24 protein-coding genes are annotated in these 26,348 nt (G+C 32.8%); 6 read left to right on the top strand and 18 right to left on the bottom strand.

Annotated features, from left to right (window positions below; all coding sequences use genetic code 11):
* Window positions 1–120 precede the first annotated feature (120 nt).
* Both ACF91D_RS10495 and ACF91D_RS10490 read left to right on the top strand, forming a co-directional pair.
* Window positions 121–387, top strand: coding sequence for a hypothetical protein (locus ACF91D_RS10495; protein ID WP_042740320.1), 267 nt, complete (start codon window positions 121–123; stop codon window positions 385–387).
* Between the two features lie 576 nt (window positions 388–963).
* Complete coding sequence (locus ACF91D_RS10490) at window positions 964–3,075, top strand: helix-turn-helix domain-containing protein (protein WP_119624439.1); 2,112 nt, start codon at window positions 964–966, stop codon at window positions 3,073–3,075.
* Between the two features lie 206 nt (window positions 3,076–3,281).
* Here ACF91D_RS10490 and ACF91D_RS10485 read toward each other — a convergent pair whose 3' ends face one another.
* The 7 genes from ACF91D_RS10485 to ACF91D_RS10455 all read right to left on the bottom strand — a co-directional run bounded on the left by ACF91D_RS10485 (window position 3,282) and on the right by ACF91D_RS10455 (window position 11,513).
* Window positions 3,282–4,742 carry an ABC transporter ATP-binding protein gene (locus ACF91D_RS10485; protein ID WP_107527972.1) on the bottom strand — a complete coding sequence of 487 codons (1,461 nt, stop codon included), beginning with the start codon at window positions 4,740–4,742 and terminating at the stop codon, window positions 3,282–3,284.
* A gap of 9 nt (window positions 4,743–4,751) precedes the next feature.
* Entirely contained in the window at window positions 4,752–5,471 is a 720-nt protein-coding gene (locus ACF91D_RS10480) for an energy-coupling factor transporter transmembrane component T (protein ID WP_107527971.1), read from the bottom strand.
* 1 nt (window position 5,472) lies between these two features.
* Window positions 5,473–6,057 carry an MptD family putative ECF transporter S component gene (locus tag ACF91D_RS10475; RefSeq protein WP_107527970.1) on the bottom strand — a complete coding sequence of 195 codons (585 nt, stop codon included), beginning with the start codon at window positions 6,055–6,057 and terminating at the stop codon, window positions 5,473–5,475.
* A gap of 154 nt (window positions 6,058–6,211) precedes the next feature.
* Window positions 6,212–7,939, bottom strand: coding sequence for a glycosyltransferase family 2 protein (locus tag ACF91D_RS10470; RefSeq protein ID WP_119624438.1), 1,728 nt, complete (start codon window positions 7,937–7,939; stop codon window positions 6,212–6,214).
* A 51-nt stretch (window positions 7,940–7,990) separates the two neighbouring features.
* The gene (tarL, locus tag ACF91D_RS10465) at window positions 7,991–9,679 is read right to left on the bottom strand and encodes a teichoic acid ribitol-phosphate polymerase TarL (RefSeq protein WP_119624437.1); all 1,689 of its coding nucleotides are present in this window, start codon (window positions 9,677–9,679) and stop codon (window positions 7,991–7,993) included.
* A gap of 96 nt (window positions 9,680–9,775) precedes the next feature.
* A complete protein-coding gene (locus tag ACF91D_RS10460) occupies window positions 9,776–10,804 on the bottom strand; it encodes a zinc-binding dehydrogenase (RefSeq protein WP_107527840.1) in 1,029 nt (342 codons plus the stop codon).
* Window positions 10,797–11,513: a D-ribitol-5-phosphate cytidylyltransferase gene (locus tag ACF91D_RS10455; RefSeq protein ID WP_107527841.1), complete on the bottom strand. Its 717-nt coding sequence runs from the start codon at window positions 11,511–11,513 to the stop codon at window positions 10,797–10,799. Before ACF91D_RS10455 ends, ACF91D_RS10460 begins: the two co-directional genes overlap by 8 nt.
* Before the next feature lie 498 nt (window positions 11,514–12,011).
* On the opposite strand from ACF91D_RS10455, the gene ACF91D_RS10450 reads away from it, so the two are divergent.
* Window positions 12,012–13,349 (top strand): aspartate aminotransferase family protein, encoded by a 1,338-nt coding sequence (locus ACF91D_RS10450; RefSeq protein ID WP_107527934.1) that lies wholly within the window; start codon window positions 12,012–12,014, stop codon window positions 13,347–13,349.
* Between the two features lie 144 nt (window positions 13,350–13,493).
* Here ACF91D_RS10450 and ACF91D_RS10445 read toward each other — a convergent pair whose 3' ends face one another.
* The 5 genes from ACF91D_RS10445 to pgsB are packed head-to-tail and all read right to left on the bottom strand — an operon-like array spanning window position 13,494 to window position 17,933.
* Window positions 13,494–15,086, bottom strand: coding sequence for a gamma-glutamyltransferase (locus ACF91D_RS10445; RefSeq protein WP_107527933.1), 1,593 nt, complete (start codon window positions 15,084–15,086; stop codon window positions 13,494–13,496).
* Between the two features lie 2 nt (window positions 15,087–15,088).
* A complete protein-coding gene (locus ACF91D_RS10440; RefSeq protein WP_182475609.1) occupies window positions 15,089–15,247 on the bottom strand; it encodes a hypothetical protein in 159 nt (52 codons plus the stop codon).
* Window positions 15,237–16,307 (bottom strand): CapA family protein, encoded by a 1,071-nt coding sequence (locus ACF91D_RS10435; RefSeq protein ID WP_119624436.1) that lies wholly within the window; start codon window positions 16,305–16,307, stop codon window positions 15,237–15,239. Before ACF91D_RS10435 ends, ACF91D_RS10440 begins: the two co-directional genes overlap by 11 nt.
* 14 nt (window positions 16,308–16,321) lie before the next feature.
* The gene (pgsC, locus tag ACF91D_RS10430) at window positions 16,322–16,774 is read right to left on the bottom strand and encodes a poly-gamma-glutamate biosynthesis protein PgsC (protein WP_042740332.1); all 453 of its coding nucleotides are present in this window, start codon (window positions 16,772–16,774) and stop codon (window positions 16,322–16,324) included.
* A 1-nt stretch (window position 16,775) separates the two neighbouring features.
* Complete coding sequence (gene pgsB / locus ACF91D_RS10425; protein WP_107526664.1) at window positions 16,776–17,933, bottom strand: poly-gamma-glutamate synthase PgsB; 1,158 nt, start codon at window positions 17,931–17,933, stop codon at window positions 16,776–16,778.
* Between the two features lie 447 nt (window positions 17,934–18,380).
* On the opposite strand from pgsB, the gene ACF91D_RS10420 reads away from it, so the two are divergent.
* Both ACF91D_RS10420 and ACF91D_RS10415 read left to right on the top strand, forming a co-directional pair.
* Window positions 18,381–18,704, top strand: a complete 324-nt coding sequence (locus ACF91D_RS10420; RefSeq protein ID WP_107526663.1) for a hypothetical protein — start codon at window positions 18,381–18,383, stop codon at window positions 18,702–18,704.
* A gap of 154 nt (window positions 18,705–18,858) precedes the next feature.
* Window positions 18,859–20,016 (top strand): ArgE/DapE family deacylase, encoded by a 1,158-nt coding sequence (locus tag ACF91D_RS10415; RefSeq protein WP_119624435.1) that lies wholly within the window; start codon window positions 18,859–18,861, stop codon window positions 20,014–20,016.
* A 91-nt stretch (window positions 20,017–20,107) separates the two neighbouring features.
* Here the strand turns inward: ACF91D_RS10415 and ACF91D_RS10410 are convergent, their stop codons facing one another.
* A complete protein-coding gene (locus ACF91D_RS10410) occupies window positions 20,108–20,995 on the bottom strand; it encodes a helix-turn-helix domain-containing protein (protein ID WP_107526661.1) in 888 nt (295 codons plus the stop codon).
* 105 nt (window positions 20,996–21,100) lie between these two features.
* Between ACF91D_RS10410 and ACF91D_RS10405 the strand changes: the two genes are divergently transcribed.
* Window positions 21,101–22,021, top strand: a complete 921-nt coding sequence (locus ACF91D_RS10405; protein WP_107526660.1) for a DMT family transporter — start codon at window positions 21,101–21,103, stop codon at window positions 22,019–22,021.
* A gap of 160 nt (window positions 22,022–22,181) precedes the next feature.
* On the opposite strand, the gene ACF91D_RS10400 is transcribed toward ACF91D_RS10405, so the two are convergent.
* The 5 genes from ACF91D_RS10400 to ACF91D_RS10380 all read right to left on the bottom strand — a co-directional run bounded on the left by ACF91D_RS10400 (window position 22,182) and on the right by ACF91D_RS10380 (window position 26,090).
* Window positions 22,182–23,159 carry an alpha/beta hydrolase gene (locus ACF91D_RS10400; RefSeq protein ID WP_107526659.1) on the bottom strand — a complete coding sequence of 326 codons (978 nt, stop codon included), beginning with the start codon at window positions 23,157–23,159 and terminating at the stop codon, window positions 22,182–22,184.
* A gap of 108 nt (window positions 23,160–23,267) precedes the next feature.
* Window positions 23,268–23,786, bottom strand: coding sequence for a GNAT family N-acetyltransferase (locus ACF91D_RS10395; protein ID WP_107526658.1), 519 nt, complete (start codon window positions 23,784–23,786; stop codon window positions 23,268–23,270).
* Between the two features lie 201 nt (window positions 23,787–23,987).
* Window positions 23,988–24,314, bottom strand: a complete 327-nt coding sequence (locus tag ACF91D_RS10390) for a thioredoxin family protein (protein ID WP_107526657.1) — start codon at window positions 24,312–24,314, stop codon at window positions 23,988–23,990.
* A 143-nt stretch (window positions 24,315–24,457) separates the two neighbouring features.
* Window positions 24,458–25,432 (bottom strand): D-cysteine desulfhydrase family protein, encoded by a 975-nt coding sequence (locus ACF91D_RS10385; RefSeq protein ID WP_107526656.1) that lies wholly within the window; start codon window positions 25,430–25,432, stop codon window positions 24,458–24,460.
* 103 nt (window positions 25,433–25,535) lie between these two features.
* A complete protein-coding gene (locus ACF91D_RS10380) occupies window positions 25,536–26,090 on the bottom strand; it encodes a GNAT family N-acetyltransferase (RefSeq protein ID WP_107526655.1) in 555 nt (184 codons plus the stop codon).
* Window positions 26,091–26,348: the final 258 nt, after the last annotated feature.

The raw sequence follows: 26,348 nt of genomic DNA, 5'->3' as shown, positions 1-26,348 counted from the left end.
CGACAACCACTCTGTGTACCACCTAATTATTGATTGTAAATTTTATGTAAATTATATTAAACCAAGCTTTAAATCATTGATTAGTTGGCAATATAAAAGTAAGAGAGGAGGCTGGTTGTTATGAGAAAAATATTTTTCGTCGATTTGTTTAACCTCTTTATTATTACGCTCGGATACATGACGCTTATCTCATTAACGCTACTTGCATTTGATCTTTTTGAAATTAAAACAACCGGTTCAGTATTTTTAGAAGGCTTAAGTTCTATTACAATTTTTAAAATTTATAGCAATTCCATCTTCAATGGTCTATTTACTCTATTTTTAGTCATTACGATTATTTTATTTCTTTACAAAGCATATGATCTATATAGAAAAGACAGCAAATAAATCTTATTGTAAATTTTCACATTCGTTTAATCTGACAATTCGTGTATCCTTCAATAACAAACAGCTCAGTTAAAGCCTATAATAAATTAAATAACAAAATAATTGTATATTGTATTAGAAGATTATTAGTTATATAATATTGTATGAGGATGTATTTCATGTGTTATGAACGGCTATTTAACTTGCCATCTATCATCATAGTTATATTCCATTCCCAGAATTAAACTTTATGCACCCATTTAAACAAAGTAAATAACACAACATTCTCAGTATAACTTCGTTCCTATGGACGAAAATAATAAGAGATCTAAAGTCACTTTCAGGCAGTGTTTTTAGATCTCTTTTTTTATCTTTTAACATATTAACCATAAGATTATACGTTTATTACTACACCACTTCAAATTATTATTAATTTACTTACAATTTTTGAAAAATTCTCCGCAAAAGTGCTATTTATTAATTTATATCGTCACTTTAATAATAATGTGGGATTATCATTCTTTTTTCTTATTACAGATGTACAATGATTTTATTACTATTAACTGATAGTTCTAATTTCTGACTTAGGTGGTATTTATGATTAGCTCATTAAGTGTAAGAAAAGATTATTCAACTGAATTTACGCGCTGCATAAACCAAATTATTATACTACTTCCATTAAATAAACCATGTAAGGTTAATTTAAATGGAATTATTTTGTCCGTTGATAATGGATTAATTATAAATAATTCAGATTTATATCAAATGATTAAATTAGATGATGTTGTCGAATTAAAGATTCCACTTCCCATTTTTTTTGAACAAGAGCAATTTTTATCCAATTGTTATTTTGATTTTGCACAAATTCGTAATATTGATCAATTCAGAACTTTGGTATTACAAATTTTATATAATGAAGCCTATTTGACCAATGGTCAGTTACATTACGTAGCAGACATTGTTGATTTTTTGTTAAAGGAAGCCAAAGTCACATTACATACTACTTATGTACCTACTTTACGAACCAAAAATTTACTGGCACAAAAATTAATTCGCTACGTTAATTTAAATATACATGAGCATTTAACTACACAAGATGTCTCAAAAAAATTCTTCATTTCACAATCCTATATTTCTATTATGTTCTCAAGAATGCTCAATATAAATTTTAAGTTTTATGTATCATCCTTAAAAGTCGCATTATCCTTGTATGATTTAGTACAACATAGTAAATCTATACATGAAACTGCAACACAGTACAGCTTTAATAACGTGAGCACTTATTCAAAGCATTTTAAAAGTTTTGTTCATATGCCTCCAAAAAAATTTATTTATCACTATCGTAGTATGAAAGGCGATCACCCTGTCAAAATTCATACAGACGTTGAATATATTTCGAAATATTTATCTCAACTAAAACAGAATATTAAATTAAAGAACAATGTAATTTCTAATATAAATTTAGATGACTTACAATTTAACAATTACTTTGAACCAATGGTTAACGTGATTCAACTAAACAATTTATATGAACTGATTAATTTTTCAGAAAGTCATTTTGAGTCATTGATTGCGGAAAATTTCTCAAGAGTGAATTTACACATTAATAATGTAGACATTAAATATCTTAATAATTTAGAGTTACAGAAATTGTTAAATATTATCCAACGGTTAGCAAGTAATGACTTTAAAGTTACATTAAACGTTGCAACTGTTGATCATTTCCATTCCATACATAACGCAATTATCAGGCCATTGGCCAAAACAGATAAACGTCAATCTATATTAAGGTATCTGACATTGATATTTAATCCTGCAAATTGGGAAGACGAATACTTCCAATCTATCATGCAATTACTAACTCAGAGATATCGCAATATGGGCATAGGTATTGTAATAGATAATCTTTTAACTGAATATCAAACGATACCTGAAATAATCAATGCAATCACAATGTATCCTGCAACTAATTATTATATTAATAGTGATCTTAAGTTATTTCATGAATTAGTTCACGACAAATTTATTCAGCCCTGTTCTGACTTAAAGCAAACATTTATGCAATTTATTAGCTATCTCGTACCACATTCAAATAAGTTAATTATTAACAATGTGACTTATAGCAGTTTATTAAAATACTACGAAAATAGTATAAGTGAATCACATATATTATTATCTCGCCTTTTATTAGACTTAAATGGGAAAATAGCTGGAATCGGCTTTCCACTTTATGCAGCTGATGATGATCAGGTCATGCTTATAGATCAACATCAAAATACGATGCCAATTGTTTATATTTATAGTTTATTAGCACCATTTATTGATCAATATATATTGCGCTTACCAAACGGCATTGTTTGTAAGGTGAATAGTAATTTTCATATGTTACTCATTAACAAAAATAATGCATTAACAAATACAGCGCCTTTAGTTATATCCGTTACGACACCTTATACAAATGAGTATTTTGTATTTAATAGAATTTTAAATCCTGAGCACGGATTGATTACGAATATGATTTCTGCACAATTGAACCATACGTTTATTGATCCACAAGTATTACAACAAATAAATCAATCTAATCATCCTTTAGCTACGTTAACTTTGCATAGCAATAAACTACCATTATCTATTTCATTAGAGACAGCAACGATACAATATATGATGCTATCTCCAAATAATGACGGAAAACATCATAACTTAAACTAATATTATCGCGTTGCACACATGACGCTATACATATTAAAGATCAACCAGAGGTTAAATCATTTGGCCATACATCAAATAGATGTAACTAAGTTACGCCAAATGTTTAAAAACTGATTGATCTTTTTAAATTTAATATTTGCTTTTATTTTTGCAACACAGCATGTACCAAGCATGCTATTAGTACTTTTACTACAATAGACTCATGTTTATAATCCAATATAATGGGCTAACCGATCACGATTGAGCGGATTATTGTCACAGTAATCTATGATTTGGCCATTTTCCATTGTAGCGATGTGGTCTGCACAATACGTAACAAATTCGAAGTCATGCGTAATAATTAGTATCATGTGTCCAAATCGTGCTAATTCATTCAGTAATGTACTAAGCTTGCGCATATTTCTGCCATCTAAGCCACTCGAAGGTTCATCAAAAATTAAAATCTTTCTATTAGATTCTAGTGCACTTGCAATCGCTAAGCGTTGCATTTCACCACCTGACAGAGATAATGGGTGTCGTTCAATATGTTCAGAAATGCCAAGTTCGCGCAAACGTTTGACTATTTGATCTTCAGCTATAGAATCATTACTTAATCGTAGTTCCGCTTCAATACTTTCGGTAAACAATTGATTGTTTACATCTTGGAATACTTGAAATACCATTTTTGCCAAGTCTTTGGCATTAAGTGATTGATCATCTATTGTTATTTGTGCATTCATTTTACGTTCTAGTCCTGTTAAACATCGTGCTAAAGTTGATTTACCTGCACCATTCTCTCCAATGATTGCTGTTATTGCTCCAAACTCTAATTTAACTGGACTTATGTTTAACACTAGACTTTGTTGTCCTTGGTATTTAAATTGCAATCGCTCAATATTAAGTGTGCGATATCCTTGATTTTTTACAGATTTAAATTGTATTTGTTCTATCGTAGTACTTCGCAAACCATATTGCTGTAAATCTTCTGTCGTCAGTTGTTTAAATGCTTGATTGGTCAATTCATTTACTATACGACCTTGTTCCATAATGACAAAGGTATCGACAATATCAATCATATAATGTAATCGATGTTCTGCAATAATGATTGTTTTCCCTTCAGCTTTCCAAATCTCTAGCATGCGTTTTAATTTCTTTATTGCCTTAATATCCAGATTCGATGATGGCTCATCTAAAATAATACATTGGTGCCCAGTGATATAAACACTTGCACAGGCGATCAATTGCTTTTCCCCACCTGACAACTCAAAAATAGAACGATCCAATAATTGTTCTAATTCAAATTTCTCAACACTCTGTGTCAGGCTCTCTACAATTTGAGTTGCTGGTAGTCCTATATTTTCTGATTCAAAAGCTAGCTCACGTGTTGTATTTAAACAAAAAAACTGTGTCCTAGGATTTTGAAATACGGTACCATACCAACGTGAAATATCATCCATTGATTGATCAAATAGAGATTGATTATCCACTTTAATCACACCAGATATATCACCTTGAAAAAAGGTTGGAATGATGCCATTTAACAAACGTATTAATGTAGATTTTCCACATCCGGAAGCCCCTGCTAAACAAATGACTTCACCTTTATGAATATTTAAATTTATATCCTTTAATTGTTGCATACCATCCGTCTGTTTATAGCTGAATGATACATCATTGATTTCTATCATATTTATCCCTCATATTACATAATAAAGTATACCTAATAACATTATTACAATAATGACTATCCAATCGATTGCCCTAATGGTTAAAGTAATCATGTTTGTTCTAGCGTGTTGTAATGTTAAACCTCTAGTAATTGAAGCCATCGATAACTCGTTACCAATTTTTATCACACTGTTTAATAAGGGTACTAGTCTGAATTCTAGATACTTTAACGGATGTAGCAGTGCGTACTTATAATCTATACCACGCATTTTCATTGCACGCTTTATCGCTTGTCCTTCCTCTTTAATCGTCGGTATAAATCTAAACATAACAGATAAAGGTATCGTCAATTTTCGTGGGCAATGCATTTGTTCTAAACTAGTGATAAATGTTGCGACTTCTGTCGTCTTCAAAATATAATAACCCATTAGTAGTGCTGGTAAAAATCTTGTAACGATACCAGCAATTATAAATAATATAAGGGTATATATAGGAGCGTAATTAATATAAATCACCGATTCTACCATCCATGCAACTATGATAACACTTACGCACAATATATTTTGTATAAATTTTTTAATTGTTAACAATAATACTATCGGTAATAGCATCACCAAAAGTCGTATATAAATTGCAGGAACAGCTTCACTTCCTGTTAAACTTATAATTGAAACAATGAACATAAGACACATTTTAGTTCTTGGATCTAATAATAAGCTTCCCTTGTTTATATCCATAGTTTTATTCATATTAAATAATACCTGCGCGTTTCATATGCTTCTTCAATATTTGTGTTGCTATCCAGAAGCCTACCCATGAACCAATCAATGTTGCTATGACAATGATAGGAATCATCTGTATTGAGAATATGCTTGCAACAGTGCTTTCATAGGCAATACCATATTTTTGCTGTATAAATTGCAAATAATCATTTCTCATAAAGTAAAACGGCAACAAATTCCCAATAGGCCATAATGAAAATACCATATAACCAAGATAATTTAGCTTTAAATTTTTATATTTGCCCCATGCTAAAATACAGTCGGCAATTACAATTACTGGAATGCTGAGCACTAAAGCAATCCAAGGATGACCCATTACAGCAAGAATCAAACAAATCATACTGCCACAAATTGTTACTGCGCCGAACTTTTGCGTCTTCGTGATTAATAACAAAATAGGTATCCCACCAATCAAACCTATCATTGCAGGCAACAATAGCATAAATATCGGAATAATACCCAAGATACCTGGCGGTGCAATAAAGATAAAATACACGGCAGTAAATAATCCAATGTTTATTAAATCTTTCACATCGATGTTAGACTTTTCCATTTATAAATCCCTTCAATCATTAATTTAAGTACATTTTTATAAATTAATTATAGTATTATTAAAACCATACTATAATTGAAAACCATTATCAATAACATTGTAATTAAAAAATGTGTGAACCAATTTAACATTGATTCACACATCATTTTTCAAATTAAAATTCTAAATTTAAATTCAGAAGTTCGATATTAAATTGACCTTTTAAATTTTTATTTTTCATTTTATCTGGTACTTCAACTTGATAGTTATATCGTTGCTGTGTCTTACTCACCGATAAATACCCTATTGTAAATGTCGCATCTGACTTAATTGTTGCAATACCTTCATTCAAGATATAATTAAATTCTTGACACTCCAACTGAATTTGATGTTTACCAACTAATTTCGGTTTGAGCATTTGTATTAATTCATTTTCAATTATATAGAACGATAAATTATCAAAGTCTTTTGTGAAATATGGTGTAAATCTAAAATAGCGTTCACCATGTTTGACAATTGTACTCGTCTCTTTGGCATAACGATATTTAGCGCGCTTGTTTCCAATCCGTTTCGTTATTATCATTTGATCGACACGCATCTCTAAGAATAAATCCCAAATTCGTTCTTTCAATAAAAATGGCACTAACTCATTATGCTTAATACTAAATTTAAAGCGCGTCTTATCATTTACTGTTAAAGGGATATAGATGAGTTCCTTTTTATTTCTAGATACTAGCTTTAACTGAATCTTAGATGCTAATTGATTTGGATTAATCAATGTTTTCAGAAATTCAATTTCCAAATTAACTCCTGATTCATCAAAGGTAAAGTCAGTCATCTTGATATCGGGTTTGACTGCATTCTCAAAGTGGAAATATGGCTCTCCTTCTCCAAACTGTAAAGTTAGACTATTCTTATGTGCACTAATATCATAGATATCACCATTTTGATAGCCTTCTTCCACTTTTTGGTAATGATATAGATCCTTTTTTCGCGCATAATATAATAATGGCTTTAAATTATCATTAACAATTTGATCAACTCGCTCTGGTATTTCACGAATAAAATCACCAATTGCGTCCATCCATTCAGCTTTCTTATCATCAGCAATTCTCAATGAAAATTGCGTCGTTCTTGAGAAACTAAAATGTCGTTCGATAAATATACGTAATACGGCATCAGTGCTATTTAGTGTCTTACTATACACAATTGCACGGACGATTTCCTTCATCGTTTGATAATAGTCTTTAGGCTCCACATAAGCAGCACTCATATGTTCACCTTCGCGTCTCGTTGCATAATAATATGATTTATCTGCTAACACACCTATCTTCTGAGCATTCACATAGGCTTGCATAGTAAATATTTGATCTTCAGCACTTCTAATATGCTCTGGAAAATAAATATCGTGCGCTCTGAGTAATGCTGTGCGGTAAAATTTCGTTGGACTTAATGTATAAATGATTCTAGAATCTTCAATTGCAACATCAGCCTTTGTTTCAGTGAACATTGATTTTGGAACTCCGCGACCATTAACACCTTCCATTTTCACTAAAACCACGTCCTGATTATTACGTTCAATAAACTGTTGCACATCTTTTAATGTATCTTGGTGTATATAATCATCAGAATCCACAAAGAAGACAAATTCCCCTTGTGCTATTTTCAAAGCAGTATTTCTTGGTTTGCCCGGTCCTCCAGAGTTCTGTTCTAAACGTTTTATATTTAAATTCATCTTATTCTCATAAGTTTTAGCAATTTCTAGCGTTTTATCCGTCGAACAGTCGTCGACTAATAATACCTCATATTGTTGTTTATCAATTGTTTGGTTCTTCAAACTATCGAGTAATTCGGCTATATACCTTTCTGAATTATAACTAGGTATAATCACTGAAAATTTCATTATTTATTCCACCTTTATCAAGTCGTCTTTATGCATGTAACTGAGTATGAATCAACTACCAAACACATTTCTAACTAATCTTTCACTTGAACGTCCATCTTGGTATTTAAAGTGTTTATTAAGGAATGGCTCTACTTTTTCCGCCTCATAGTCGCCATGCTCTAGTGCAATCATAAGTTCAGTAAATGTCTCAACAATCTTTCCTGGTACAAAGGTTTCATAAGGTTCATAAAAATCTCGCGACGTAATATAATCTTCTAAATCGAAAGCATAAAACAACATTGGTCGTTTAAATACTGCAAATTCATATACAAGTGATGAATAATCACTAATTAAGATATCCGTGACAAATAATATGTCATTTACTTCTCTAAATTCTGAAACATCTACAAAATATTGTTGATATTGCCTAGGTATTTCCAGTTTATTTTTAACGAAAGGATGCATTTTAAATAAAATTACAGCCTGATTTGTTTGGCAATATTGTGCCAAGCGTGCAAAGTCGATCTTAAAGAATGGATAATGCGCTGTATGATGACCATTTCCTCTAAAGGTTGGTGCAAAGAGCACAACTTTTTTACCTTGAATAATCGGTAATTCTGCTTCCATTTCAGCAATAATTTGTTGCTCATATTGCTCATCAAATAATGTATCCGTTCGCGGTACACCTGTTGGTATAATGTTCTGTTCCTTTATGCCAAATGCTTCCCCATAAAATGGAATATCCGTTTCTGAAGATACAAATGCCTTGGTATAGTTTCTGTGATTCACAGAGTTAAAGAAAGGACCGCCCTTTTTACCTGCTCTACTATAACCAACCGTCTTAAATGCACCCACTGCATGCCATACTTGTATGATTTCTTGGCTTTTTCTAAAATTAACCTTGTATAACAATGGATGGAAATCATCTACAAATATGTAATCAGCTTTACCTAATAAATAAGGAAATCTAAACTTATCTATAAAATTTCTTCGTGCTGAAATATTTGATTTAAATAATGCATGTATTTGATATTGAGCATCTAGATTTTGGCGTAACATTTCTTCGTATACATACAAGAAATTACCGGACATTTCACTCCGAGAGTCTGATGTAAACAATACTGTATTGCCTTTTCTCAAATGGAAAAACTTCGTTATATTGAATATTGTTTTAAAGGTAAAATCCCTTATATTATATGAGTATTTATTATATTTTGCCTTTAGTTCATCTATTTTTCTTTTTAATGGATTTACCTTTGGTGCTGGACTTTTAAAGTTAATATCTAAGACAAATTCATTTACTTCACTAGATATCATAGGCTTGACGCTATATTCTGTTTGCTTTGAATTCCCGCCTTTTTTAAATACCCATTTATAATGATCTAGTAAAAAGTTATGTTTACTATTCATTGTTTCTTGTGTTTCATATTGTTCTATCGCTTCTTCTGACAACTCATAATTAGTAGGGTCTAATAAGGTATCATTTACTTGCGCAATATAATCATAATCGCCCTTGTAAACGACGAGATATTCTCCACTTGGTAAATAATTCCCATCATCTAAAATGGCAACATTAAATCGTGCAGTAAAATGATTACTCTCAACCGTCACCTGATTCGCTAACAATTGCTTAGTTTCTGTCAAATTTCTAAGGTAAATAGCTTTATCTTTCAACGCAATACCTTCAACATGACCTTCAATATATAATTGTATTCGTTCCCAATATATATGATCGATTATAAACTTTGATTGAGTCAATTTAACAAATCCTCTCTAAGTACGCTGGTTTATATTTTCATCAACTAGCTTCACTTTAACGTTGTACAATTCTAATTTGTGTATTATCTACGTATGCTACATTGTCCACTTAATCACTGTCTTTCCCCATGATGTAGACAGATCTGCTTCAAATGCTTGTATTGCATCGTTGATGGTTTTAACTTCATATTCTTCACCTTTTAATAAAGATAGCTTTTCAACAATATCTGGATTATCTTTATATAATTGCGCTACATCCTTAAAATCTTGCGCACCACTTCGGCTACTACCAAACAAGGTGAGCCCTTTTTCTAATACCATACGCGTATTAATCTCAACACCATATTCACTAACACCTAGTAAGCTAATACTGCCTTCAGGTGAAATCAAATCTATCATTTGGTTGATTGCAGCTTGGCTTCCTTTACCACCTACACATTCGAAAGCATGATCAAATGTTACACCTTCTGGAATATCATGAATATGGTAAACTGCATCTACGAAAGAAAAATGGCTTAATTTAAAGTCTGTTTTACCAAAAGCATAAATTTTAGCATCAGGATAAAGTTTATGCAGCAACATTGCTGTAATGTATCCTAAATTGCCATCTCCCCATATTCCAAAACGCTTTCTATTTGAAATAGATTTTTGTTTGAATCGTTGAATTGCATGCCAACTCACGCTTACTAACTCTGAATATGCAATTGTACTTAAATCCTTTATCGAATCATCCAATTCTATAAGTCGATCATGATCCATAAATACATAATCCTGCATAAATCCATCAAAACCACTCGACCTAAATTTACTACTCGCTAAATAATTCTCTGAAATCGTAGCGTCTACTTCAGTAGGCGTATTCGGAACCAATAGCACCTTCGTTCCTACTGCAAATTCACCTTGTTGATCGTAAACAACTTCTCCAACACCTTCATGTATTAATGACATTGGTAATTTTTTATGCAAGACGCTTTGATTACGACTTCCGGTATAATAGCGTTGATCAGCTGCACAAATGGATAAATATAACGGTCGAACTACGACTTGATCACTCTTAATATCTTCATTATTGTACGTGACTTCGATTTGCCTTGGTGCAACGAGTTGGTATACTTGATTAATCACTCGACATCCCACCCTTTATGATTGAGTTAGCTACTTTGAGATCATAAGGTGTCGTGATTTTAATGTTGTATAATTCACCATTCACTAATTGAACGTGTTCATTGCTAACGACAAGTATTTTACAAGCATCCGTTAACACTTGTTTATCTTCTGCAGATAATTTGTTATACTTCGAGCGCAATAAATTGATATTAAACGATTGCGGTGTTTGTCCTTGATACATTTCACTTCTTACGGGTATAGATTGTATCGACTCTCCATCGCCTGAAGTAATAATGGTATCCGTTGCCGGAATAACCGTATCGACTGCACCATGTTGTATGACTTGATCAATATTCTCTTTAATAATTCTTCTTGTTAAAAATGGTCTTACAGCATCATGCGTAACAATTACATCTGTTTCATTAACTCCAGATTCCGCTTCTATCGCTGCAATAATATTCATAATCGTTTCATTGCGATCTGCGCCACCTTGAATAATGGTAATTCTGTCATCATCGATTTTATGTTTTTTCAAAGTGTCTTTGGTATGTGAAATCCATTTTTGTGGTGTTGCAATGTATATCTTGTCAAATTCATTAGTTAACAGAAATTTCTCTACTGTATGCACCAATATTGGTTTACCATCTAAATCTAAGAATTGCTTTGGCAATGGTACATTCCCCATCCTAGAACCAATGCCTCCTGCTAAGATACCAGCATAAATCATATAAATTCCTCCCTAAGAATTACATTCTCTCTGTCTACCGTGTGCTTAGTTACTTGAATTTTATTTATGCATGTTGCGTTATTAGAAATTAAAGATGCCTTATTTATTTTTATATATCGTGTTAAAGGAATTCAGGAATAATACTTTTAAGTTTTATACCCTAACTTTTATAATTTATACAACTTTTAAAAAATAAAATAATTACGAATGTCATTGTATAAAACTTTAATACATAAATGTTATTTTTCCCTTTTTGAGAAAATAACTTCTATTTTTAGTTTTATTCAATTTTAAATTTTCAGAATATATTTACAAGTCAGATAATCATTAGTATATTTTTACATATAGTATAGATTACGAACTATAGTTTTACATTTTAAAGCTAACAAAAGCGCTATTGCATAACATGAAACGAGGTATTATGCGTATTTTAAAGACATGGACCTCGAATGATATAGTGCTAAACTCAAACACCATATCTTGGGAGGCGAATTAATTATGTCTAAATCTGAAAAAATCATCATGGAAGATAATCAATACTTTGCTAAACCTGGTAGAATACCGTATTATCCTCTAGCTATCTCACACGGCTATGGTGCAACTTTAGTCGATGTTGACGGCAATGAATATATAGACTTACTATCCAGTGCCAGTTCACAAAATGTCGGCCATGCACCTGAACCTGTAACGAATGCCATAAAATCACAGGTCGATCGCTTTATACATTACACACCAGCCTACATGTACCATGAACCACTCGTAAAGTTAGCCAAAAAGTTATGCGCAATTTCACCTGGTGATTATGACAAACGTGTACTCTTCGGCTTGTCTGGCTCCGATGCTAATGATGGTGTAATCAAACTAGCAAAGGCTTACACCGGACGACCTTATGTTATAAGTTTCGTTAATGCCTATCACGGATCAACTTATGGTTCATTATCCATGTCTGCAATTAGTTTAAATATGCGTAAAAAGTATGGTCCCATGTTACCTGGTTTCTATCACATCCCTTATCCTGATAAATATCGTGGCATGTATGGCAATACAGAAGCTAATTCTGTTGAATCTTATTTAGCGCCACTCAAAGAAATGTTTGAAAAGTACGTTCCCGCTGAAGAAGTTGCTTGCATCATGATTGAAACATTCCAAGGTGATGGCGGTCTATTAGAGCCAGTTGATGGTTACTTTGAAGCCTTACAAGCACTGTGTAAAGAACACGGTATTCTATTAGCAGTTGATGATATTCAGCAAGGTCTTGGTCGAACTGGTGAATGGAGTTCTGTCTCACACTTTGATATCGAACCCGATATTATCACTTTCGGTAAATCACTTGCCGGTGGTCTCCCGATGTCTGCCATTGTTGGTCGAGCTGAAATCATGGATTATTTAGATGCACCAGCTCACTTATTTACGACTGGGGCAAACCCAGTTAGCTGTGAAGCTGCGCTAGCTACTTTGTCGATGATTGAGGACCAAAATTTACTGCAAGCAAGTAAAGATAAAGGCGCCTACGTACGTAAACGTATGGATCAATGGGTTAACCAATATGCTGCTGTTGGTGATGTACGCGGCAAAGGTTTATCAATCGGCATCGATATTGTATCCGATAAATTGAATAAGACTCGAGATGCTACAGCTGCATTAAAGATTTGTAATCGCTGTTTCGATCATGGTGTTGTTATTATCGCTGTAGCTGGAAATGTCTTACGTTTCCAACCGCCTTTAGTTATTACTTACGAACAACTTGATCAAGCGCTCAATGTATTGGAAGCTGCGATCCAAGATTTACAATCCGGCAAACTAGACAACTACAATATTGCTGGTCAAGGCTGGTAATCCTAATCTAATATCTCAACATGCTTTTACTGTTTAAAAAAAAGAGTAGATACCCTTACCTGTAGTTAACAATAAGGATATCTATTCTTTTTTGATTGTTTAAACATTTATAGATAAATCAACATAAACGTTTAATATTATATTTTATCTATTACCTACATCGTGACCTATTTCGACAGTTTTATCATTTTTATTGAATAGCGCTGCCTGTACACTACCAAAGTTTGGATCATTGCGTTTTTCTTCAATTTGGAACCCTAAACTTTTGTATATGTCTATATCTTGTTTAGAGGTTGCATTTTCATAGAAAATTTTTCCACCATCATTATAGAAACGAGGTTTATCAATTGATTCTTGCAATGTTCCATTGCCTCTTAAATAATCGACAAGTACTTCATTAATGGTAGTCGGTATTTTGTTACCTCCAGGTGTTCCTATGCCTAAGTAATAATCTGGTCCGACAACGATACTAGGTGCGGTAAATGATCTTGGTTCCTTATGTTTACCTGCATAGTTTGGACTTGCAGGATTCGTAGAGAAGTTTGAAAGTGAGTTATTCATATAGAATCCTTCTTTCATATACTTACCAGTACCAAAGAAACTAGACAATGTATTGGTTGTACTCACTAACTTACCTTTCTTATCTATAACGACAAAGTGCGTAGTACTCGTATTATCCATATTCGTCGTATTGAAGTTACTATTGAAATTAACTTCGTTTAATTTTCCTAATAGATAATCTTGAGATAAATATTGATCGTAATCTTCATCCTGACCATTAACTATGTCTCTATTTCTGTACATTAATGCTCTTGATTTCAATATACCTGTAATGTAATCCAAGCGGTTGTCTGGTGCCCCTTTATTATCGGTTGCCTCATCAATCTTCATACCTTGTAGCATGAGTGTACCGCCTAGTGGATTTGATGCAGAATAAATTTTAGTATTTAAATAATCTGTACTTACAGGTTCTTTCTTCGTTGTTTTATAGGATTTGAAGTCCTTTTCAGTCAATTTATCATCGACTTGTTTAGAAATACTTTTACCGACTTTATCGTAAAAATAATCCGGACCATTATCTCTAATGCCGCGTAGTGTTTTCGCTAATTCTGGTTGCTTGATCACATCTCCTTCTCGTTTCGTTTGTTTACCATCAAAGAAAGGAGAATCTCTGTCCACGTCAGACCCATACAATTTTAAGCTTCGCTCTAATTCTGAGTCTACTTCGAAACCATCTTCGGCTAGTGGTATAACATAGTTAAGTATTTTCTTTTCGTCCATTTTACCGGCATCTTTATGTGCATCATGGAGACCACGAACAAAACCAGGCGTCCCAGTTTGGTCTTTGTTTTTATAATTAAATGATGAGATATCTTTATATTGCCATTGCTTTGGCGCAACATTTGCTTGTCCATCATAAGCTAACATTGCACCCCCACCACCTAAACCTGATGAGTGTGGTTCAGTAACAGCTAAGGCATAAGAGACACCTACAGATGCATCGATTGCATTGCCACCATCTCTAATTATTTTCTCACCTACGCGTGTCGCGATAGGGTTATTTGATGCTACACCGTAATTTTTGTCTGATGTGTCTTGTTTATGATCAGCAATTTTATTCTCATACAAATCGTCTTTATCATAGTTGTCTTTTTTCGTAACTAAGAAAAATAACACAGAAATAATGATAGTAAGGATAAGTATTACGATGAGCACACGTTTATTATAAATGCTCATACTCAGGCTCCTTTAGACAGATATTGATGATGCGTTGATTTAAGTTCATTCAATTCATATTGATCAAGACCTTCATTTGCTCTGGCAAAAACGATCAATAAGAAAATGATTAACACAACTACAATCACTGTAAAGCTCACCCAATTTTCTTTAATGTTCATATACGTAACCTCCATTCTCTTTTTTAAGTTTTACGCTGTCACTTTGCAAATTATTTAACAGTTTTATTTCTTCTATTTTGTTTGGTCTTGATTCAGTAATCTTGCCACCTTGTGACTTAATCGGTGTTACCATAAATTGTGACTTCTTACCGTCCCAGTTTTGTTGAACGGTTAATCCTTGTTTATTTTTAGATAAAAATCCTTCAGAAGTAACATTACCTAAACTATAAAAAATACTTGTGTTTTTATATTGTTCAATTTCTTGAACAACTGTGTTGTGACCAACGATTACATCAGCACCTGCATCAGATAAAGCATGTGCATATTGTTTTTGACGTGTTGTGACACTCCTTTCATCAGGGATGCCCCAATCCACATTAACTACTACGTAATCATTGTTTTCTTTTAGTTTTTTAATTAATGGAATAAAGATATTTGGCTCCAAACTAATGGATGTCGTATTTTTTAAAGGATCTGTATAGTCAGATTCAACATCTGAAAATGACACTGTTGCAATTTTTTTCCCTTTTACAGTTTGTTGAACAGTCTTACTATTAATAGGATTTGAACCATTGCCAGTTAAATAGTTATAACCTGCTTTAGCTTCAACTGCTTTACTAAAATCTCTGGCAGTAATATTATCGGTCACCTGATTGATAATATTTAAACTTTTAATATTTAATCCCTTTAAGAACATGACATTATTTAAATTACCTTTAATATTTCCATTTTTATCATTTGCGAATTTAGAGAATTTCAAGCTTGCTGTGGAGTAATCACTCCCTTTCAAGATTGGTTTCACCGCACTAAAAGCGTCATTTATGTTGTTCTTACGAATGTGTTTATTCAATTCAACATTACCCAGATAAGTCATCCTGATGTCATTCTTAGCTTTGGTCATCGCCTTAACTGGATATGTTTTTTGTGATGTCATTGTGAATACTAACAGTGCTACTGCAGCTATTAAGATAATACTGGTGTATATAGTGTTGCGCTTTTTATGCCGCTTGGTCCACTTCAATACACGTTCATCTATAGAAAGTCGTTTTGAATTCTTCATATACATGCTCCTTACTAATTAATAAAGCTATAAAAGAATAAGATGACGTAAGTAATACATGTTAATAGCATACATGTAGATAAAGTAATAATGACACCTTGTTTTTGAATCGTATTTGCAATAATACCAGGTATAACAACCCCAATACCTGACATTTCCACCATTTCAAATGGGGTCAGTGGATAGATTAAATCAAATATAAATTTTAGTACCATACCAGTAAGTATCATTGCCGCAAATTTCCTACGTCCATATAATATGACAAATCGACTCACACCATGATTTACAATAAAATATGTAATGCAACTGATGATAAGTACGGATAATAACATAACCGGTTGATCAAATATTAAAGCTAAGTATCCTGGGACAACAAGACCCGCTGGACTAATACCAAATTTTTCGGCAAAGATTAAACTCAATACGATGCCCACAAATAATGAAAAATATAACTCTGAACCTATCATATTATTTGATCCCTTCTATATATTGCGCTATTTGTTTACCTGGTCCATGAATATTACCAACACAGAAGATTAAGGCGTTTGTCGATTCAGCATATAATGCTTCTTCAACTGCCTTTATACTTTTGCCTTCAAAGTTCAAGTATTTCTTATCTGGTTGATTCTTCATTGCTTCAGTGACCATTTGTGTACTTTTCCCAGTACAAATTAACGTATCGAACTCAACATGAGGTATAAAGTCTTCAACAAATTGTCTTGTTCTATCCACCCTATCTGCACGACAATTCAATACGATAACAATTCTGGAATACGGATAATTGTAATCTTCGACTTTGTTTAATATTGCTATCGTAGATTTTGGTTCATTTGCAGCGAATGCATTGACATAGACGTTTGTCGAATTGTTTGCATTAAAGTATTTTACTTCTACAGCGCCAACATCAGGAGGCGCATTCAACATACCTCTCAATGCCGTTTCTCTATCTATACCTAAGGCTTCTGCTACGCCCATTGCTATCGCAACGTTATCTGGAAAGACTATGTATCCAAATTGTCTTAAATAAGATTCTGGAACCTCATCTTTATCAACAACAATAAGTTTGGTCTTACGTCGTTTTGCCACCTTTGCAAAGAACTCAGTATAATCATCTTTCATTACTATAAGATGACCTTTATATGGAATTGTTGCGGTAAACGCTTCTGCTACTTCTTTCAATGTTGGGCCAAGTACATCCATGTGATCCTCCATAACATTAACAATCACACCAATATTGGCCTTGACCAATTCCTTTTGGAAAGTGATTTGATAATCAGGATTGACTGCCATACATTCATTAACTAGAGCATTCGCTTTGTGTTTGACCACTTTACGAATGATATCCCTTTGTTCACCAATGTTTGCACCTTGTGGCTTTCTATAGACTGGATATTCTCTTGGTGTAAACCAATACAACATACGTGCGTCAGTGCCAGTTGTTTTACCAATTACTCTGTAATTGTCCTCACGCAGTGTGCTGTATATCAATCTTGTAATGGTTGATTTACCTCTTATACCATTAATATTTATACGTATAGGTATTCTTTCTAATCGGCGTGAGTGTCGTTTCTTTTCGACTATACCCAACCATAGAATTAAGCCTACACAAATTATGATTAGTAGCAACTTGGGTCCCTCTTTTCGTCAGCACATTTAATTTTTATTTGAATACTTAATTATTCCTTTAAGAATCTCAGGAGACATGAATTATGGTTATTAAAAAGAGTTAACTAATACGAGGTTAGCTACTCCCTATCATTCAATACAGATATGCTATCACGGCGTTATTGATTTAGTTTTAACTGTTTAAAGGACGCGTTAATTAAATGTAAATCACCCTTTACAATGTAAGTAATATTACACTGTTGTGCCGTTTGAAATACTGTTATGACAACATTTTATAAACAAAATATAATTTTATAAAAAGCACAAAGAAATTTTAATAAATTTTTATTCTTACAGTAATTAGCTTTTGTAAAAAATATAAACTTTACTGCATCTTTACATGATATTAAAGATTAAGTGTTACATTATATGTGAAGTAGTTAATAACTATATTTAGGAGGCAGTTCATTGAGTAGATCTGTTAAGTTTGCAGTTTCAATTTATCTTACAGTCGTAGCAGTATTATGTTGTAGTTATTTAATCATGATTTTAATTGGTACTTTTCAAGGAAATGATATGCGCGGCGCTGTCTTAGATGCTGATAATAATAAAAATGTCGAAAATATAAATAAAAATAATAATTCAAATAGTTCAAAGGAAGCAACAACTTCTGAAACATCCCGTATTCCAAAAGATACTCAATCATTCAATACACAAAATAATGCCATTCAATATGAAAAATTAACTCATACATGGTCAGTAGATAGCACTAAATCTACCAGTCATGTATGAGTTATTTTTATGAATAAATCACGCTTTTTTATTTAATTATTAACCTTAAACTTGAGTCTACACTTTACACATAGCTGAATTTTCCAAATCCTAATATCAACTAAGTTATAATTGAGTTGAATTATTATTCTGTGTTTAAAGTGAGGTTTTATTTATGGGTAAATTAACTGATACAGAAATTGTAAACATATTAAGTGATTTAGTTCGTATTAAATCTGTAAACGACAATGAAATTGAAGTATGTCATTATCTGCAAGATTTATTATCGACACATAACATTCCTGCTCAAATTATTAAATTATCTGAAACGCGTGCGAATCTAGTTGCAGAAATTGGAGAGCATGGTCCAGTATTAGCTATATCTGGACATATGGATGTCGTGTCCGAAGGAGATATTTCAAAGTGGCATTATGATCCTTTTGTTATGACAGAAGTCGATGGCAAGTTATATGGTCGTGGGACGGCTGATATGAAATCAGGATTAGCCGCTCTTGTTATTAGTATGATTCAAATTCAAGCTGCTGGCACTTTAAACTATGGTAAAATCCGTCTACTTGCTACAGCAGGAGAAGAAATCGTTGGTGAAGGTGCAAAGGCTTTTCATCAACAAGGTTATATGGACGATGTTAGTGCCTTAATCATTGCCGAACCTTCAGAAGACAGAATTATTTACGCACATAAAGGCTCGATGGATATACGTGTAACCTCTAAAGGTAAAGCCGCACACAGTTCTATGCCACATTTAGGCTTTAATGCAATTAAGCCTTTAATAAAATTTGTCTATACTGTAGACGAAGGCTTTAAGGACTTCACTCAAACGAACAGTTTACTAGGTCCACCAATACTTAATGCGACAATCTTCAAAGGTGGAAATCAGGTCAATTCATTACCTGAACATGCCGAAACAGAATTTAATATTCGTACAATTCCTGAGCATGATAATAATCAATTCATTTCTTATTTCAAACGCATCCTTCAACAAGTTGAATCAACAGAGTCACAGCTCGTCATGGATACTTATATGTCAAGACCACCAGTCTTTACAACCGGTGACAATTCACTGGTACAGATTGCACAAACTTTCGCCATGAAATACTTAAATACAAAGCTAGAAGCACAAGCTTCTCCAGGCGTAACAGATGCTGCTGATTTATTAGTCGATAAGGATGAACAATTCCCATTTATAATGTTTGGTCCCGGCAATGTTAGCCAAGCACATCAAGTTGACGAACATGTAGACAAAGCCATATATTTATCATTTGTTAAATTATTTAGCGAAATGTTCCCCACATATTTACAAAATTTAAAATAAATCAAACACCCACTACTTCAGGTTAATATTGTTCACACAATACGAACAATATTCATTAATTTATAGGTAGTGGGTGTTATGGTATTTGCAATTATATATTTAACTGACGCATGCGTCTTTGATATTGTTTCGGTGTTTCTCCGTATTTTACTTTAAATAATTTGATGTAATAACTTGTTGTAGAGAAACCACATCCTAATGCTATTTCAGTAATAGTATGTTCACTGCTACTACAGAGCATGTCTATACTTTGTTCCAATCGAAAATTGAGTAAATATTGAAAAGGTGTTTGTTGCATATATTGTTTAAATAGTTTAATCGTTTCAGATTCACTCATGTGGATGACTTGACTTAGCTCTGCAAGTGTTAGCTTTGTAGAAGCATGATTTTGAATATATTCAATCAGTTGTTTAACACGCGAATCAAAATGATATGCGTTAGCTGTCACTTGGTTATCCATTATTCTATTAATAAGTTTTAATGTTTGAAAGTAATTAATAGTTACATCTAACATATAATCTGTTGCTTTACTTAGATATAGATTAGCGGCTTCGACAATTAATTTTAATAGTTGATTGTGAATAGCTACATCTGACGTTAACTTTAAATATGGTAATTTCGTCGCGTTGGTAACGATTTGACTCACGTAACTATATTCAATGTAGTTAGATGGATCGGTCAGTTCTATATTCCAACAATAAAATTTAGTATCATGATCCTGTTCTGTAATTTCATGTACCGTATTAGAATTGATAAAGAGCCCTTCTCCTTGCTTAAGTGGAACATTAAGTTCTGACATTGCAACGTCTAACGCACCTTCAATTACATAAATGAATTGTAATGCCTTATGCCAATGTAATGGTATATATCCAAAACGTGTTTGGTTTAACACAGTATACAATACGACATGTTTCCATTGCTGATTCGGATATTGAACCAATTCTTCACTTGTATCTGTAACAATAATTTCACTATACAATATGCCACCACCTCTATATATTGTTATTTTTTAATGATATTTACGTATTATATCACTGAATTTTAGCTTATAGTTTAAATATAATTATATTTTATAGGTGATATTATGCAACACAACACAGAAAAGAGAATTTTAGGTATTTTCCTAGCTATTGCTGGCGCTTCCTTTTGGGGATTAGGGGGAACTGTATCAGATTTTTTATTTCAACATCGCAACATTGAAATAAACTGGTACGTTACAGCACGGTTATTAATTAGTGGCATCTTACTGCTGATTATATATAAGCTACTTTATCCTCGTAAATCCATTTTCATCATATTTACATCAAAACGTAGTTTTATTCAACTGATTATTTTTTCTATATTCGGTATGTTATTAGTGCAATATTCATATATGGCATCTATTAACTACGGTAATGCAGCAGTGGCTACATTATTACAATATATCGCACCATTATATATTATTATATGGTATGTACTACGAGGACAAGAACGATTTAAAATGTTTGACTGTATAGCTATTTTACTGACATTGTCAGGTACATTTTTATTACTAACGAATGGTTCCATAAGCAATTTAACTGTGCCAATGCCTAGTGTTTACTGGGGGATTATTTCAGGATTGTCGCTCACCTTTTATACATTATATGCTACGAGGTTATTGTTACGTTATCCTTCTATTTTAGTCGTTGGTTGGGCAATGTTCATTTCAGGTATTTTACTCAATTTCAAAGCACCCATTTGGGACATTGATGTCAGTCATATCACATACTCAACCGGTATGTACCTTGCTTTCGGGATCATATTTGGTACAGCAGTAGCATTTTTATTTTTTATCCAAAGCTTAAATTATCTAAGTGCCAAGGAAACTACATTATTTGGGACAATAGAACCAGTAATGGCCATTGTTTCTAGTGCACTTTGGCTACATGTTCAATTTTTACCATTACAAATTCTAGGCATTCTATTAATTATTATTTTAATTTTAACATTATCGTTAAAGAAACAACCTAGCGATACTGAATGATTAAACAATCAATATACAGTAAACTTGATATTATAAAAGAAGCGTGTCGCAAGAACTTAGAGGTTCAAGCGCACGCTTTGTTAATTATGTTTACTACTCAATATCTTTAATAACCTATACCTAAGCGTCACCTTGGGTACGAATTGCATCGTTTATTCAATTACCGCTTCAATATTCGCTTTAATTTATTAATTGTTTGTCGGCGTTCAGGTATATTAAAAATAGGATAAATATGAAATTGATTATATCCAACAATAAATTCATGCTCGATGTTATTGTGATTCAACTTTGTCGATAGCCTCAACGCATCTGGATAAAGTAACTCTTTTGTACCAATTACTAATGTAATGTGACCTAATCCAGTCAGATCTCCATTTATTGGTGACAATATACTATGTTCTAGTGGAAGCGTTGCTGCCCATTGTTTCAAGAAATAATTTAACCCTTGTATACCTAATAACGGATCAACAGTTTCATATTCAATCGTTGCTGAATGATTGAATGTTGCATCAAGAACAGGAGATATTAATACTATATTATCCGGTTGTCTCATGCCTTTATGCTTCAGTAACTGTGCAAAGGCTAAAGCAATTTGTCCACCAGCAGAATCGCCCATTAGAATAATGCGAGAACTGTCTTGTTCTTTATAAATGTCTAGTATACGCTCATAAATAGCAGTGATAAGTTTAAATGTCGCACGATAATCCGCATGAGGTACTTTCTGGTATATTGGCATTATAATAGTAGCTGATAATTCACTGGCTAATTGATCAACAAATTCAAAATGGCCTTGCAGTGGATCTTTAAACCAAGCACCGCCGTGAAGATATAATACAATATCTTGTGCATCATCCCGTTGCTGATTAATTATGTATGTTGTAGTATCATCCTGGTCACATCTTTCAACTGTATTCTCAAATTGATATTTCGGTTGCTGATGCAATCCTTTCGTTTCATATTGAATAACAGATTGTGCACGCTGCGCCCCTTCAACTGTCGAAAATGTCAATTTACTTCTTGTCACTTTGAATACCTGTTCAATGAGAAAGCTTTTGTAACTTCTCTTCTCTTTAACCTTAGCATAAGCAAAGGTAGCACCAATAGTTGCCAATGGTACAAGCATTAATTTTTTCAGCATCTTATCGCCTCCTTTTCCAATCATAATGAATTTATATTTATTTGAAAAAGGTTTTGATTTATAAAAATATGTATTAAGCAAAACGTACAAAGTGCTTCAATGTAGAAATTACCAAACTATGCCATTATCTCCATCTATACCTTCATTTAATAACTTTGCCATATATAATTCATCAAAGTAATGTTCATCCATAAATATAGATTGACGTTTGATACCTTCTATCTTAAATCCTAACTTTTCATAAAAGTTCACTGCGGGGGTGTTCGTCGTTATCACAGTTAACTCTAACCTTCTCAAACCTTTACGTTCCGCCCATTTCAATGTTTCCTCAAACATCTGTGTGGCATATCCACGTTTACGATAATCATTCATCATTCCAATAACAATATAACCAATGTGCTTTATTTTAGAAACTGTACTAATATGAACCATTAAATATCCTACAATATCATTGTTATCTGTTTTCACTCCGATAAAAAAGTTTAATTTAAGCTCTTCTGCTAACTTTTCTTGATTGAAATCTCTTTCATCAGGTAAATACAGCATAAATTGTGACTCTTTATCAATTTGTTTCATACAACGATATAGCGCTTCAGCTTCGTCGGGACATATGCGCTCAATTCTCATACAATTAACCTCCCCCTATTGATTATCACTATAATACAATATTTCATTTAATAAAGATACAACTTATTTAATGAAACCATCTTTTATTTTACACAATATTTATATCTAGCATTTTACATAAAGAAAGCTTCTCCAACGAACCATGCCAACTGAGTGATTGTTCGTCAAAGAAGCATCCATACTTCCTTCTATATTCATTTTTCACGCTATACTTTGATACATTAAGTTTAATTGCTTTTCAAATAATTGCATATCAATAAATCTTCCCTGTCTATGCATTTCTTTGCCTTCTAAATATATTAAATCAACAGGTACAGTGAAGATATTTAATTCACCTGCAATGGCTTCTAATTCACTCTGATTAATTACGCCTAGAACTACACCTGGATACTCTTCGACTAAACCTCTGATCTGTGGTAATACAGCATGACACACACTACAATTATCTCTCATAACATGTATGACAGCTAGTTTATGCATATGAACAAAATCTTGATATGCTGCAATTGTTGACAATAATTGCTCCACTTATGACCACCTTCCTTACCACATAAAGTGTATCTCATTATGAAACATTGTCCTACAAAATAGCAATCGATTTGCTTTTTATAGTATTTTCAATTTAGCTTTATATTCTATCTAAAATTCAAATATATTTTACATTGGTCAACTTAATCTTGGTTACTAATCATGTGTTGAATACGTTGTCTTGTCTCTTCTGTATAGCCCTGTAGACCACCAGTGTGAATAAATAATATGTGTTCTTGATCCTTATAGTTTCCTTCCTTTATCTCAGATATTAAACCACGAAAGGCTTTACCAGTATAAGTAGGATCAAAAATAATCCCCTCTTGTTGCGCAATTTCAACATAGAATACTAATTCTTCATCCGTAGCCTGACCATATCCTAAACCAATATAATGATCATTTATATTTATTGAATCGAATGATGTGACTGATTTATCTATATCATGTATGATTTCTTTCACTTTATCGGTAAAGGCAGGCGCACTTTGATCGACTGCATAACCAATCACCTTTGTCTGCTCATTATGTACGTTGTTCCCATACCACAAGCCTGCATATGTGCCACCTGAACCTACTGCTACATTGATAGAATCAAAACGAATATTCATCGTTTGTTGTTGTTTAAGTATTTCCTCATATGCATTAATATATCCATGTGTCCCAATCCAATCCGAGGCACCTACGGGTATAATCAACGGATGTTTACCCTCAGACTTTAATTGATGATACAGTTCATCCATTGTATCTTCTCTCGAAGTGTTAGCACTGATTTGATGAATTTTTGCACCGAGCATCGTACCTAAAAATAAATTCCCTTCGAAAATAGCTGCATCTCCTCGTAACACCAAATGACACTCAATATTGTATTTAGCACATAATGCTGCTGTTGCGCGAGCATGATTTGAAGTAATAGCTCCCGTTGTAATAACTGTGTCATAGCCATTATCAAACACATATTGAATCGTGTATTCTAACTTTCTCACTTTATTTCCAGATATTTCTGCCCCAGTATAGTCATCGCGCTTCACATAAATTTGCTTTCCTAATGTGCTACTTAATTGATCTAATTTTTGAATAGGTGTATTTAAATTCGCTATATTTAACTTTCTTTGTAACATTGGTCATTCCCCCTTCGATTATCTTTGTTCTATTAAATCATTACTACAACGCGTTAAAATTTCAGAACACGTAACATATAAAATAATTCTGTATGAGCAATGATCATTGCTTGTTATAATCGCGCTTTAATAGTGAATAACGATTCATATCTCTGTATGCCTCACCATCAAACATATCTTCTAAGTCTGTTCCAACATAAGAGAAACCAACCTTTTCTGCGACTTTATTACTAGCAATATTGCGTACATCTGCCTTGATAGTTAATTTATTCAAGCCAAATACTTCAAAGGCAAGATAGCACAAATGTTGAACACATTGCGTCGTTATTTGACGACCTGCGTAATTTTCCGCAATCCAATAACCAATTTCCGCCTTTTTATGTTGCATTTGAATATTATGCAAATCAATTGTACCAATCAATTCATCTTCAAAATAGATAAGATACAAGCGACCTTTATTTTGTGCTTGATGATTTAGCATCATTGTTAAATATTGTTGCTCATCTTCAAGCGTCATATCCTCTTGAATAAAATCTAGAAAGGTTACTAAATGTTGATAGTTTGATTTTATTGTATTGTACAACGCTTCTGCCATATATAATTCTGGCTGTACAAGTTTAATTTGAGGTGTAACATTTATCGCTAGCTGATACTCCATATAATCACCCTTTTTGTCTATTTATTTCATAGTAGATATAAATTCAGAATTTTTCAACATTTAATTTGAACAAAGTATGCGTTGTCGAAATTAGCTATTTAAAGTTAACATTCTCAGAGATAAACATTTTCGTTTCCACCGTTAGAGTTAATCAAGATATATTATATTTTTTATTGTAATAAAAAGCACTAATTATTGTTTACGATACCTCTGAGGGAGTATGATGCGTGTCACAATGAGTGTCGACATGAGACTCGA

Source organism: Staphylococcus sp. 231237_7MaSpsaltlick (assembly GCF_043107035.1).
This window is presented reverse-complemented; position numbering and strand designations above follow the sequence as displayed.